General features: G+C 54.5%; 9 protein-coding genes and 1 tRNA gene. 4 read left to right on the top strand and 6 right to left on the bottom strand.

All coding sequences use genetic code 11. The features are described from left to right. Positions 1–8 precede the first annotated feature (8 nt). Positions 9–1925, bottom strand: coding sequence for a choice-of-anchor Q domain-containing protein (locus tag VLX68_06475; GenBank protein HUI91878.1), 1917 nt, complete (start codon positions 1923–1925; stop codon positions 9–11). Positions 1926–2245: 320 nt separating this feature from the next. Here VLX68_06475 and VLX68_06470 point away from each other — a divergent pair, with 320 nt between their 5' ends. From VLX68_06470 to VLX68_06455, 4 genes are all read left to right on the top strand, one after another. Continuing rightward, positions 2246–2818 carry a QueT transporter family protein gene (locus tag VLX68_06470; GenBank protein ID HUI91877.1) on the top strand — a complete coding sequence of 191 codons (573 nt, stop codon included), beginning with the start codon at positions 2246–2248 and terminating at the stop codon, positions 2816–2818. Then, positions 2815–4464 carry an ATP-binding cassette domain-containing protein gene (locus tag VLX68_06465; GenBank protein ID HUI91876.1) on the top strand — a complete coding sequence of 550 codons (1650 nt, stop codon included), beginning with the start codon at positions 2815–2817 and terminating at the stop codon, positions 4462–4464. The genes VLX68_06470 and VLX68_06465 overlap by 4 nt, the downstream gene beginning before the upstream one ends. Then, the gene (locus VLX68_06460; GenBank protein HUI91875.1) at positions 4461–5198 is read left to right on the top strand and encodes an energy-coupling factor transporter transmembrane component T; all 738 of its coding nucleotides are present in this window, start codon (positions 4461–4463) and stop codon (positions 5196–5198) included. The genes VLX68_06465 and VLX68_06460 overlap by 4 nt, the downstream gene beginning before the upstream one ends. Positions 5199–5279: 81 nt before the next feature. Then, positions 5280–5355 (top strand) — tRNA-Ala (locus VLX68_06455). A gap of 361 nt (positions 5356–5716) precedes the next feature. On the opposite strand, the gene VLX68_06450 is transcribed toward VLX68_06455, so the two are convergent. From VLX68_06450 to VLX68_06430, 5 genes are all read right to left on the bottom strand, one after another. Continuing rightward, positions 5717–7444, bottom strand: coding sequence for a glutamine--tRNA ligase/YqeY domain fusion protein (locus VLX68_06450; protein HUI91874.1), 1728 nt, complete (start codon positions 7442–7444; stop codon positions 5717–5719). Positions 7445–7932: 488 nt separating this feature from the next. Further along, entirely contained in the window at positions 7933–9396 is a 1464-nt protein-coding gene (gene gltX, locus VLX68_06445; GenBank protein HUI91873.1) for a glutamate--tRNA ligase, read from the bottom strand. Between the two features lie 133 nt (positions 9397–9529). Continuing rightward, positions 9530–10498 carry a hypothetical protein gene (locus VLX68_06440; protein ID HUI91872.1) on the bottom strand — a complete coding sequence of 323 codons (969 nt, stop codon included), beginning with the start codon at positions 10496–10498 and terminating at the stop codon, positions 9530–9532. A 10-nt stretch (positions 10499–10508) separates the two neighbouring features. Further along, positions 10509–11759 carry a hypothetical protein gene (locus VLX68_06435; GenBank protein ID HUI91871.1) on the bottom strand — a complete coding sequence of 417 codons (1251 nt, stop codon included), beginning with the start codon at positions 11757–11759 and terminating at the stop codon, positions 10509–10511. An 89-nt stretch (positions 11760–11848) separates the two neighbouring features. Continuing rightward, entirely contained in the window at positions 11849–12214 is a 366-nt protein-coding gene (locus VLX68_06430) for a PilZ domain-containing protein (GenBank protein ID HUI91870.1), read from the bottom strand. Positions 12215–12444 lie beyond the last annotated feature (230 nt).

Here is a 12444-nt window from a genome sequence, read left to right as displayed (position 1 = left end):
GATTTTTCTTAACGCACCACGGCCACGGTCCCCGCAACTGCCAGATTTTCCATTTTCATCTTGAATAAATACATTCCCGCAGCAATGGCATGCCCATTATCATCCGTCAAATCCCAAATCCGGCCTGAACTGATCACGCGAATGAGCCTTCCTGATCTGTCAAACAACCGTATGTCACCCCCGCCGTCGAACTTTACCGGCGATCCATTTGAAAAAAACGCCTTTTGAACCACCCTGCCGCCCTTTGCCTTGACACCTGCGACGACGGCCGCCCCTACCGCGCCTTCATACGCGCCGATGTCAAACGCCGGGCCCACGGGCCTGGCCACGCCGTCGAAATCCACGGCGACAACGGAACTCACGTCCCTGCCCGCGTTGAGCGCGGGCGAGCCCTGCGTCAAATGCATGTCCGCCTTTGCGGTGTCGGCGAATTTCGGGTCGCTGTTGACAGGCGCAGCGTCCCACGACGGGGCCGCGCCCTTGCCGAACCAGAGATTGTTGCCGCCGGCAACGGCGGTCAGATCATTGTCCGACCATCCGGCCACGTACGGCTCGCCGGTCGAGCAGATGATGTTGTTGTTGAAATGCAGGGTGTAGCGGCTGAGATCGGTGATGCACACGTTGCCGCTTGCGCCGGGGCCGTTGCTCGTGCCCGACCATCCGCACCCGTAAATGGTGTTGTTGTAAAAGTAAATTACCGTCGACGTGTCTTCGTGGCCCGCGTCGATCTGCACGCCGTAATGCGTTGACGCGCTGCTTTCGCCGGGATCCGGGTCGGGCCCCAGCCCGGCCTTCACGATGATGTTGTTGTAGATCCAGTTCTCGCCCACCGTGTAATAGCCGATGAGCATGGCGTCGCTCACCTGGTCCATGATGAAGTTGTCGTGCACCCTGTGGTGGGTCATGAACGCGGTATATGCCTGCTCGCTGTAGATGTTGATGCCGCGGATTGCATTGTTGTCGTGGAAGTAATTATAGGCGATCTCGCGGTTCTGCTGCGTGGTGTAACGGGGACCGGAACCGGTGCGCGGGCTTGACACATACAAGGGATGATACAGCTTGCTGCAGCCGTATTTGCCCGCCTTGGTGATCTCGTTTCCAAGGATGAAAACGTTGTCGCCGTCGGCCTCCACCGTTCCCTCGGCCGCGCTCGCGGTCGGCGCCGTGATGTAATTGCCCGCGAGCCTTGACCCGGTGCTCACGGGGATGCTTATCTCGCCCGACGTGATGTGGAATTTTGCCACGTTCCAGTGGTCGGTGTAGCCGTAGCCCGACTCCCAGTGGCCGAAGCCGAAACGCAGCGAGCTGTCGCCGACAAACACCTGCGCCCCGGGATACGCGATGATGGAAAACGGCTGTGCGTCCGAGCCGTGCCGGTCGAGGTTGACCGCGCCGCCGTAACTGTCTTCTGTTGTGGCGCTCTCGCCGTCGCAAACGTAAACAATGCCGCCCGTGTCCATGCCGGCGACGCCCTTGGGCATGGTCTTCCACGGTCTTGACCAGGTCCCGTCGCCGGTCGTGTCGTTTCCCGTTGTTTTCACAAAGAAAATATGCGCGGGCCTTATCGCAAACGGCAGCGCATTCGAGGTTACGCCGTTTACCGCGACCGTGATGCCGGCGCCGTTGTCCGGCGTTGATCCGCTCACCTGGAACTCAATCATCTGCATGTTGTGGCGCGTGTAAAGATCTGCCGGCCCCGTGGCGTTTTTCCATGAGTAAACGCGGGCCTCAATTCCGTTCACGAAGATTTTCGAGGTTCCCTGCGACGCGCCGAGGTTTTTGCCCCAAACCGTCACGACGGCGCCGTCAGCGCTGGATGTCTGGCCGAGCGACACATCGGTGTTGCCGGTTTTGGGACCGCCGGCAAGATCGGAAAAGCAGAGGATGGGCGCGCTGAAGAGGCTTTGGCAGAGAAGCAAAATCATAACAACCAGATTTTTTGGATGTGGATTCATGACAGCCTCCACCTTATTTGAATTATCGAAAGACCGTTCGCACCGAGCTGAGCTCACAAATCGCCCTTCGCGAACCTTTACAAAATACATTCCATTCGCAACCCCTTCTTTATACCTTATTATCCTATTATACCGTCCTGAATTCATTATTTTTGTCTCGTCTGATTTGCTTTGCAAGTCGGTTGCCGTCTATAGGCTGAGAGTTATTCCGCGGTTTTATGTTGCCATGAACGGTTAAAATAAACAATATTTTCCATTTAAAAAATACCGCCTATAAAAAGGAACAATCCTTGAAATCCATCTTCTCCGTCTGGTCAAGCACAAAGCAGATCGTCATCGTCGCCGTCACGGCGGCGGTGTACGCGGGCACGCTCATCCCCTTCAAGCCCATTCAGATCGTGCCCGGGCTCACGGAACTCAGGCCCGCGAGCGTTATACCCGTGCTGTTCGGCATCCTGTTCGGACCCGCCGCGGCCTGGGGCTCGGCCGTCGGCAACCTTATCGCGGATTTCTTCGGCATGCTCACGCCGGCGAGCGGCTTCGGGGTCGTTGCGAACTTCCTTTTCTCCTACATCGCGTTCCTCATCTGGGGCTTGCTCGTAAAAAAACAAACCGTCATGGACTGGCGGCAGACCGCCGTTTTCATCATCGCGGCGGTGTGCGCCAGCCTCGCATGCGCCCTTACCGTGGCAACGGGAGTATGGGTATTCAAACTCGCGCCTTTTGCCGTGGTCTTTCTTGTCGTTTTGATCAATAATTCCATAATGAGCGGCATTCTGGGCCCGATACTGATGAAACTGCTTTATAAAAGAATAGACAAGATGGGGCTGCTTTACAAAAGAAAAGACGCTTCCCCGGTATGATCAGCCTTCAGGGCCTTGGTTTTAGGTATCATGCCGCCGGTCCCCGCGTGCTGCATGACATAAGCCTCACCATCAATGCCGGCGAAAAGGTCCTCATCGCCGGAAGAAACGGCGCAGGCAAAACCACGCTCTCTAAAATCCTCAGCGGCCTTCTGCCTTCCGCGGAGCGAAGTCTTCTCGAAGGCGGATATTTCTTTCAGGGAAAAAAGATCGGTTCTTATTCCCGCAGGGAAATCGCGTCGCGGATCGCCGTCCTGTTCCAGGATTTTGAGGCGCAGATCGTGTCCTCGTCGGTCGCCGAAGAAATGCTTTTCTACCCCATGAACATCGGCATGGGGTATCGGGCCGCGCGGCAAAAAATGATAAGTATCGCGGAACAGTTCGGCATTGCCGGCCTGCTTTCACGCGACATGCACGAGTTGTCGGGCGGCGAAAAACAGAAGACGGCCTTTTTCAGCCTGCTGGCCGTTGATCCCGACCTCCTTATCCTCGACGAGCCGTTCACCGACATCGAGCCGTCGTCGCAGGAATACGTCCTTGACTTTCTCGGCGGCACGTCGTTCAAAGGGAGCTTGATCCTTTTCGAGCAGTCGCTCGATTACGGCAGGCACTTCGACAGGATCGTCATCCTGCACGCCGGTGCGATACTCTATGACGGTGACGAGTCCGGCGCGTATGGCAGGGCCTTGCTTGACAAAGCAGGACTCGACATGCCGGGCCTGCGCAAGCTTTTTCCCGGCGCGGCCGTCGCGACCGTCAAGGATGCGGCAGGCATTGCCGCGCGGCAGTACGCATTTGACAATGAAGCGTATGCCGCGCTTTTGCGGGAGCCGGCCCGCGGCACGGCAACACCGATCATCCGGGTCCGCGGTCTTTCATTCACCTACAAGGGAATGCCCGGAAACGTTTTGGAAAACATCAACCTCGACATCCAACAAGGCGATTTCGTCGCGATCCTCGGGTCAAACGGCTCCGGCAAGACCACGCTCGCCAAATGCATCGCGGGGATACTGCGGCCGCGCGCAGGAGAGGTTATCTACAAAGGGGCAAAGGTGAAGGCCGGCGACATCGGCTACGTGTACCAGAACCCGGACAACCAGATTTTCGCAGAAACCGTGTTCGACGAAATCGCGTTCGCGCTCCGGATGAAAAAACTGCCGGCAGGCGAAATAAAAAAAAGAGTCGATGCCATGCTGGAAACCATGGGTCTTGCCGCTGTCGCGTTCCAAGACCCTTTCACGCTGCCCAAAGGCGACCGGCAGAAGGTCGCGTGCGCCTCTATCCTCGCGGCCGAGCCCGACGTCATCATACTCGACGAGCCCACCACGGGCCTGGATTTTCCCTCTCTTAGCGAGATGATGCGCATCATAAAAGGCCTTAACGACAAGGGCAAGACGGTCCTCATGATAACCCACTCCATGGAAGCAGCCGCTTCGTTTGGCCGGACCGTGCTTGCCGTGAAAAACGGGCACATATTGTTTTACGGCCCGTGCAGGGATTTTTTTAATGACGCGGACTTGTTGTCCGAATCAAGGGCAAGCAGGACGGACATCATGAAGCTTTCCCTGGAGCTGAACAACAGGCCGCTGCTTAACGCCGGGGAATTCCTGCAATGCTGGAAAAAACAACTGGAGCGTGCGGAATGAGCGTCTTCTTATACATAAAAAAGAACACGTTCCTCCACCGGCTCGATCCCAGGACTAAAATCCTGATGCTCGCCGTTCTTTTTCTGACCGCGGCCTTGATTGCCGATATTGTTTGGCTGCTTGCGCTTCTCGCCTGCATGGCGGCGCTTTTTATCGCGGCGAAAAGCCTCGGGAACATCGCTCGGATGGGCGTTTTGTTCATGATGATTGCAGCCGCCACGTTTGTGCTCTGGGCGCTTTTCTACCGCATCAGCGGCGCCAACGCCTACGCGTATGCGGCGGCGATGAGCATTCGGTTCGTCGATCTGCTCTGCGCGGGGCTGCTGTATCTTTCAATCACCTCGCTCGAAGAAGTCTCGGCAGGGCTCATGCTGCTCGGCGTTCCCTATCCCATCGCGTTTGCCCTTTCTCTTTCGTTCAGGCTCGTCATCGTCTTTATCGACACCGGGTTCACCATCGTGGAGGCGCAGAAGGTCCGCGGCAACAACGCGGCTGAGGGTTCCCTTGTCAAAAGGATAAAAGCCTATGCTCCCCTCCTGGTCCCGCTGATACTCACGGGCATCAAGAAGGCCGAGACGCTCACGGCTGCGCTGGAATCAAAGGGGTTCTCCCCGAAGAATAAGATCGACATGAGGGAACGGTACGGGATGAAGGCCGCGGATTGGATCGTCGCCGTAGCCTGCGCGGCGCTGGCAGGCGCGGTGACGGTGATGAAAGTAAAGGGAATGATTTGACAACATTGGCTGTCAAAGACAGTTATGGATTGACATTTTCACTAGTAAGTAGTAATTTTTAATACGAAAATAGCGTTTTGTGGGGCTGTAGCTCAGTTGGGAGAGCATCAGGCTGGCAGTCTGGGGGTCGTCGGTTCGAACCCGTCCAGCTCCACCATAAAAACCCTTCGGGACAAACGTCCTGAGGGGTTTTTTGTTTTGGGGAAGAAAAAAAATAAGATGATCACAGAGACACGGAGGCACAGAGAAAAATATAGTGATTAAATGCAGGCTGCGGGGTTCTTTCGTGAGCGCTCTCGGAGGCATCGTATTCGGATTCGGTTGCGTACGTAAATACTTTATCCGAGGAATTGCTGCAAGCTTATTTGGGATCGCTCCTATTTTGTGGGTGGGGCATTGCATCAACATTAAAGATCTAACTTTTTATTTTTTCGCCACCTATTCCTACCATTTCCAGGTTGCACTCTCTTTACTTCTTCTCCGCGCCCTCCGTGTCTCTGTGGCTATCTTCTCTTCCCCTATTTCATCTTTTTCTGCACCTTCGCCCACGTATCCTTCAACCCCACCGTCCTGTTGAACACCGGCCTCCCCGGCTTGCTGTCCACCGAATCCGCGCAGAAATATCCCACCCGCTCGAACTGGCATTTGTCGCCTGGCTTGACATTCGCAAGTCCGGGCTCCAGCATCGCGTCCTTCACCACCTTGAGCGAATTCGGGTTGATGAGCGCCTTGAAGTCGCTGCCCTCCGGAACATCTGCCGGATCTTCTTTTGTCAGCAAATATTCATACAGCCTCAATTCACCTGAAATTGCGTGCTGTTCCGATACCCAGTGCATGGTTGACTTTGGCGACCTTCCGTCGGGCGCCGCGCCGCCGCGCGTTGCCGGGTCGTAGGTGCAGTGCAATGCGGTCACCTCGCCCGCCGCGTTTTTCTCCACGCTCGTGCACGTGATGAAATAGGCATAACGGAGCCGTACTTCCCTGCCCGGCGAGAGCCGGTAGAACTTTTTTGGCGGATTTTCCATGAAATCTTCTTTTTCGATGCACAGCACTTTTGAGAAGGGCACCTTGCGGCTGCCCATGGACGGGTCTTCCGGGTTGTTCACGGCGTCGATTTCCTCGGTCTTTCCGTCGGGATAGTTGTCGATGATGACCTTGAGCGGGTTGACCACCGCCATGGCGCGCGGTGCGCGCTTGTTGAGGTCTTCGCGCACGCAGTGCTCGAGCAGGGCAACGTCCACCATGCTGTCGCGTTTGGCAACGCCGATCCGCTCGCAGAAATTGCGGATGGCTTCGGGCGTGTAGCCGCGCCGTCGCATGCCGGAGATCGTGGGCATGCGCGGATCGTCCCAGCCCGACACGAAGCCTTCCTGCACGAGCTGGAGCAGCTTGCGCTTGCTCATGACCGTGTAGGTGAGGTTGAGACGCGCAAACTCGATCTGCCGCGGATGGCACGGCACCGGCGCCTGGTCAAGGAACCAATTGTACAGCGGCCGGTGGTCTTCGAATTCGAGCGAGCACAGCGAATGCGTGATGCCTTCGATTGAATCCTCGAGGCCGTGCGCCCAGTCGTACATGGGATAGATGTTCCATTTGTCGCCCTGGCGGTGGTGCGGGACTTTGAGAATTCGGTACATGGCGGGATCGCGCATGTTCACGTTCGGCGACGCCATGTCTATTTTCGCGCGCAGCGTGCGCGAACCGTCGGGAAACTCGCCTTTACGCATGCGCTCGAACAGGTCGAGGTTTTCGGCAATGGTGCGGTTGCGGTATGGGCTTTCTTTTCCCGGCTGCGTGAGCGTGCCGCGGTACTCCCTGAGCTGGTCGGCCGTCAAATCGCACACATATGCCTTTCCGGTCTTGATCATGTGCACGGCCCATTCGTGCATCTTGTCAAAGTAGTCAGAGGCGTAGTACAGGTGTTTTCCCCAGTCGTAGCCAAGCCATTTCACGTCGCGCTGGATAGACTCGATGTATTCCTGCTCCTCCCTACTCGGGTTGGTGTCGTCGTAGCGCAGGTGGCATTCGCCGCCGAACTCCATTGCCATGCCGAAATCGATGCTGATGGCCTTTGCGTGTCCGATGTGTAAATAGCCGTTCGGTTCCGGCGGGAACCGCGTCACGACCTTCTTGACCTTGCCCGAAGCGAGGTCTTCCTTGACGATTTCGCGGATGAAGTTTGACGGTTTTTCGGATTCGGGGTTCGGTGAATTTGATTCTGGATTTGTTTTGTTTGCTTCTAACATTATTTATCCTTCTGATTGAATTTCCAAATTTTGTTGGGCGTTTCCCTCACCTTCGGTAAACCTCAGTCTCGGGTCGGCCCTCACTTCGGTCTCGCCTCCGGCTCCGGCTGCCACGGCCCCTATATGCCTGACAGCGAGGGCCGGGCAGCACCGTGCTCCAGCGCGGCCTCCGCTCCTGCCTAACGCGGCGGCGGAGTTTTTATTCGCCAAATACTTTTAGTGGCGCCAATCGAAAATTCGTGATATAATATTTTTCTTCCACTCAAACTTATAATATTTGTCTTCTTCCACAAAATAATAGCTTGCGCTACAGCCTCTGTCTCGCCAGCCACAAACACCATCCGCGAATTACGGGAGTATCGGCGCCAAAGAGGGGGTGTGCCCCCGGATCACCGGCGCATCCCGGAATACTTTTTTTAATTGACATTGAGGATGCGGCGGAAGCCGGGGGCCCGGGGGAGACTTCCCCCTTATTAAGATTTACTTTTTTATTTTATTTTTTCTATCGCCCTTTTCATCCTTCTTAAAACTACATCCTTGCCCAGAGTCTCCATCATCTCAAACAACCCAGGCCCGAAACTTGCTCCGCTGATCGCCAGTCTTGACGGATGCACCAGCTCCCCTATTTGCGTGCCCGAGTCAGCCGCGAATTTGTGATACAAGGCATCGAGAGCATCTTTTGAAAAAGGTTCTGCCGGCACAAGCTTGTCAACCAATGATGTTAACACGGCCGCGGATTGCGGAGTAAAATACTTTTTCGCAGCCTTTTCTTCGTAAGTTTCCGGATCTTTAAAAAAGTAGGTGGAATTGTCCACAAGCTCGGTCAGCCGTTTCGATCTGACCTTGAGGAGGTTTATCACCGAAAGTAAATAGGGATCGGTTGCGGGTTTGTCAGCGGGCACCATTCCTTTTTCCTTCCACAACCTGAAAGCCTCCGGAGCAAGCGATTCCGCGCTCGATTCGGCAAGATACTGGCCGTTCATCCAATCCAATTTCTTTTCATCAAGTACGGCGCCTTTTGGAGATATCTTTTCAAGGGAAAACGCCTGAATGATCTCTTCCCGCGTCATTTTTTCCCGCTCATCGCCCCCGCCCGGCGCCCAGCCCAGCAGCGCGAGGAAATTGAAGAGCGCGTCGGGAAGGATTCCGGCATTCTTGTAATCCATGACCGAGGCAGCGCCTTTGCGCTTCGACAGCTTGCCGCCCGACGGATCGAGGATCACGGGCATGTGTGCGAACAGCGGCGGCGTCCACCCCAACGCTTCGTACAGAAGAATATGGCGCGGGGTTGACGCTATCCAATCGTCGCCGCGCAGCACATGCGAGATTTCCATTTCATGGTCGTCAACGACGTTGGCCAGATGGTATGTGGGATAGCCGTCTGACTTGAGCAGGACAAAGTCATCAAGAACCTCGCTTTTATACTCAATGGAACCCCTTATCATATCTGTAAATACAATATTTCTATCATGTGGTATCTTAAGCCTGACAACAAACGGCTTATTCTCATCAAGGTTCTTTTGTATTTCCTCTTTGGAAAGATCCCTGCAATGCCTGTCGTAGCTTGTGAGCATCTTGGCTTTTTCCCGCTCCTTGCGGACTTCTTCGAGTCTCTGTGGCGTGCAAAAACACGGGTAAGCGAGACTTTTGTCCAACAGGGCCTGAGCGTTTTTTTTATATAAATCCAGACGCTCCGATTGAACGTAGGGTCCAAAATTCCCGCCGGCCTCTGGCCCTTCATCCCAAGTAAGACCGAGCCATTTTAAACTGCCATAAATTTCCCTGAGGGCGCCTTCAACGAAGCGGTTTCTGTCGGTGTCTTCAATACGCAGGATAAAAGTCCCGTTGGTGTGTTTAGCAAAGAGATAATTGAACAACGCGGTTCTTGCGCCGCCGACGTGGAGATAGCCGGTGGGAGAAGGGGCGAATCTGACACGAACAGGGAATGACATTATTCTCCTTTTAAAAAGGTCTTTAAAGTCTTAAAGTCCAGAAGTCTCAAGATCTGCGGAAGGGCATCGATGTTAAGACTTTTGGAATTTAAGACTTTCAGACCTTCCGACTTCAAGACTTCATGGTCGATGTTTATCTGGCAATATTCGGATTGGTCACCACCAATATCCTTCCCAATCTCGTCACCGCCTTTTTTCCGAATATGTGCTCGAATTCGTCAAGCTTGCTCTTCATGTATTCGATTTTCCCGTGGCAATGCTGCTTGAACTCGACCAGTTCCCTGCGTTTCTTGGAATACTGGCGGAGTTCGCCGAGCGCGAACGCCTTAAGAAGGTGAAGGATGGTCATGCCGGGATTGTCCTTTATCTTTGTGTTGAGAAACTCAAGCGCTTCCGAGAACGACTGCAGCATGCACAGGTGGTACACACGGATTACCATTTCCAACTCGCTGAACACCTTGCCGATGGCGATCAGCCGCTTTCTGAGCAGTTTCACGTCGATATGGGGCTGCTGCCGTTCGTAGTGCGTGATGAGCTTGTGCAGGGCCTGGATGTTCTCCGGGTTCCGCGCAAGCACGTTTTCGAGGCACTCCTCCTCTTTTTTGAACTCGCCCTGCTGCTCGTACAAGTCCGCGAGTTTCAGGCTCGAGAAATAATTTCCCGGCTCGAGCAGAATTTCCTGCTCCAGGCTTCTTACGGCGTTCTTGTAATCCCCCAGTTCAATGTATGACGAGGCAAGGTTGTGGTACGGCACCGCGTAGCGGTCGAACACGACCGCCGCCTTTTTAAACCATTCGATGCTTTCCTGGAAACACCCGACATACTGGTTCACCTCGCCTATCAGGATGTAAATATCGGCAAGGTCCCGGCAGTTCTCCTCGTTTTTGGCCTCCATGGCCTCGAAAAACGAGGCGACGCGGTTGAGCTCGCCCACCGCATCACTGCATTTGCCGCCGGCGCAAAGCGCATAGGTCCTGTCTTCGACATATTCGGCGAGATCCTCAAACGGCACTGAAAGATCCATCACCAGCTTGCAGAGATCCGGAAGCTGAAGTGCTTCGTAGTCAGTCTTATCGACTCGCGGTTGTTTCCGTTTTGCCATGAGATGAATCCTACTGTTTTCGAAAGGGCATGACCTTGCCGAGTTGGTTTCTGTAGCTGGCGGGATCTCCCCTTACGGTGAGCGTCGCCATGTCCGCAAGGCGGTCGCATGCATCCAAAAGACCGCCTATGCCGTTTCTAGAAAATAATACCCAATTCCCTATCAGGTAATATCCTTTCGGCAAATCGCGGACCGTGAGCCGGAACCCGCAATGGCCGATGCCGAACCGCTCCGACGGCACGCTGACGCAATATCCGCTTCCGTCAAGGAACCGTTCCTCCATGCCCGCGTCGAGGAACCAGCCGTACCCCATGGTGCCGTTGTGGGCCGTCATGCACGAATGGTTCGGGTTCTTTTGTATGAGCGTGTCGGTCCTGTCCTGCGTACCGAGCGGAAACGATATGTTGCGCGACGGCACCTCGAAGGTAAAATCCTTTGCGTTGTCGGTGAACACCGGCGTCATTTCTATCCATGCCTCCTTGAACAGAACCCGAAAGCGAATGGGAAGATGGACATACACGGGAACCCTCACCATCTGGGGGTAGCAAATCTGGTTCACCGCCGCGTTGCTTCCCTGCAGGAAGAGACCGAGTTTCAAATAAAAATCTCCCCTTCTGATGAGCCGCACCGGGCCGGCCTTGTACCGCTTTACAAGGCAGACAATGCTCTGTTCGGTATAAGTGATGGGCAAAAGCCCCCACAGGGCCCTTAAAAATATTTTTATGCGCAGTTCGTTGGTAAGGTCGAGGTAGGCGTCCTTTGCATTGTACTTGATGCCGGCGCTTGTAAAATGGAACCGGTCGTGGCCGAAGCAGGCGTAATAATACGGGGTGCGTATCCGTTCGCTGCGCTCGTCATATTGGATGTACGAGACTTTTGAAAGCGGGATCGACGCGTCATGCAACAGGTAAACATACCGTTTTTCCCGGCCGTGGGCAAGGGTAATGACATTCTGATCCGTGCCGATGCTGTTTGCCGGTCCAACCGTGTCCGCGTCCTCCCATAAAAAAACGATCTCGTCCGCCGAGTCCAGAATGCCGTTGCCGATGTTCGGCTCTTTGCCCGAAGTGCAGACATAATCGTTGTCTTCAACTTCGTCTATCTGGAACGGGATGCAAACGCCTTTGTGGTCCGTTATCCGGATATTCTGAATGATGGAGCCGAGATGCGCCGGCAGCATTTTGCCCGTAATCACGATCGGCTCCGGGTACAACGATCCGGCAAGAAAAAGAACGGGAAATAGTGCAGAAGTGATTCTCATACCGCGTACGATAAAATAAGTTTGCCTATGGAAAAATGAAAGGCGGGGATGGCATTATTCGGCATCCTGAATAATTATAAACTGCGCGGTCACATCGCCTGGGTATTGAGGTCTTTGATGATGACGTTAAGCGGATTGCTGTCGTTGGAATCGAGCCGTATGAATTCAACGCCCCAGAAAAAATCCACGCCTTTGCGCTGGACCCACACGGTGCGCGCCTTGCATTGGGTGGGGCCCAGCGCGGTATGGAAGGTGTAGGTGAACTCGCCCTGCACCAGAAACGGGATATGGTCCCCTGCTTCCGAAATGCGCAGCTTTGCTCCTGACGCCGATATGTCCTCGACAAACGCCGACAGGTGGCCGCCGTTGCACCTGAACGACACGGGAAACGGGGGCCGTTCGATGGGAAGGCGCGCATGTTTACGGCGCTCGTACATTGATTCTTTGTGAGGCATAACAGGGTCCTTGGGGACTATTCTCTCAGACAATTTTATTATACCATGGACGGCGGGGGTTTGCAATACCGTTTTTATTTTTTTTGGCAGGCGCGTAGGCTCAAATTAAATGTAACCGAATACCTATCGGATACATACTGTTTTTAATTCGTAGGCTCATAATTAAGGTAACCCAAGCAGAAAGGGGTTATCTCCTATGGGCCACAAAGAAAAACATGCTTATCGACAGG

Source organism: Chitinivibrionales bacterium (assembly GCA_035516255.1).
Classification (GTDB): domain Bacteria; phylum Fibrobacterota; class Chitinivibrionia; order Chitinivibrionales; family FEN-1185; genus FEN-1185.
Note: the sequence above shows the minus strand (reverse complement) of the source record. Positions and strands in the feature narration are given on the sequence as shown.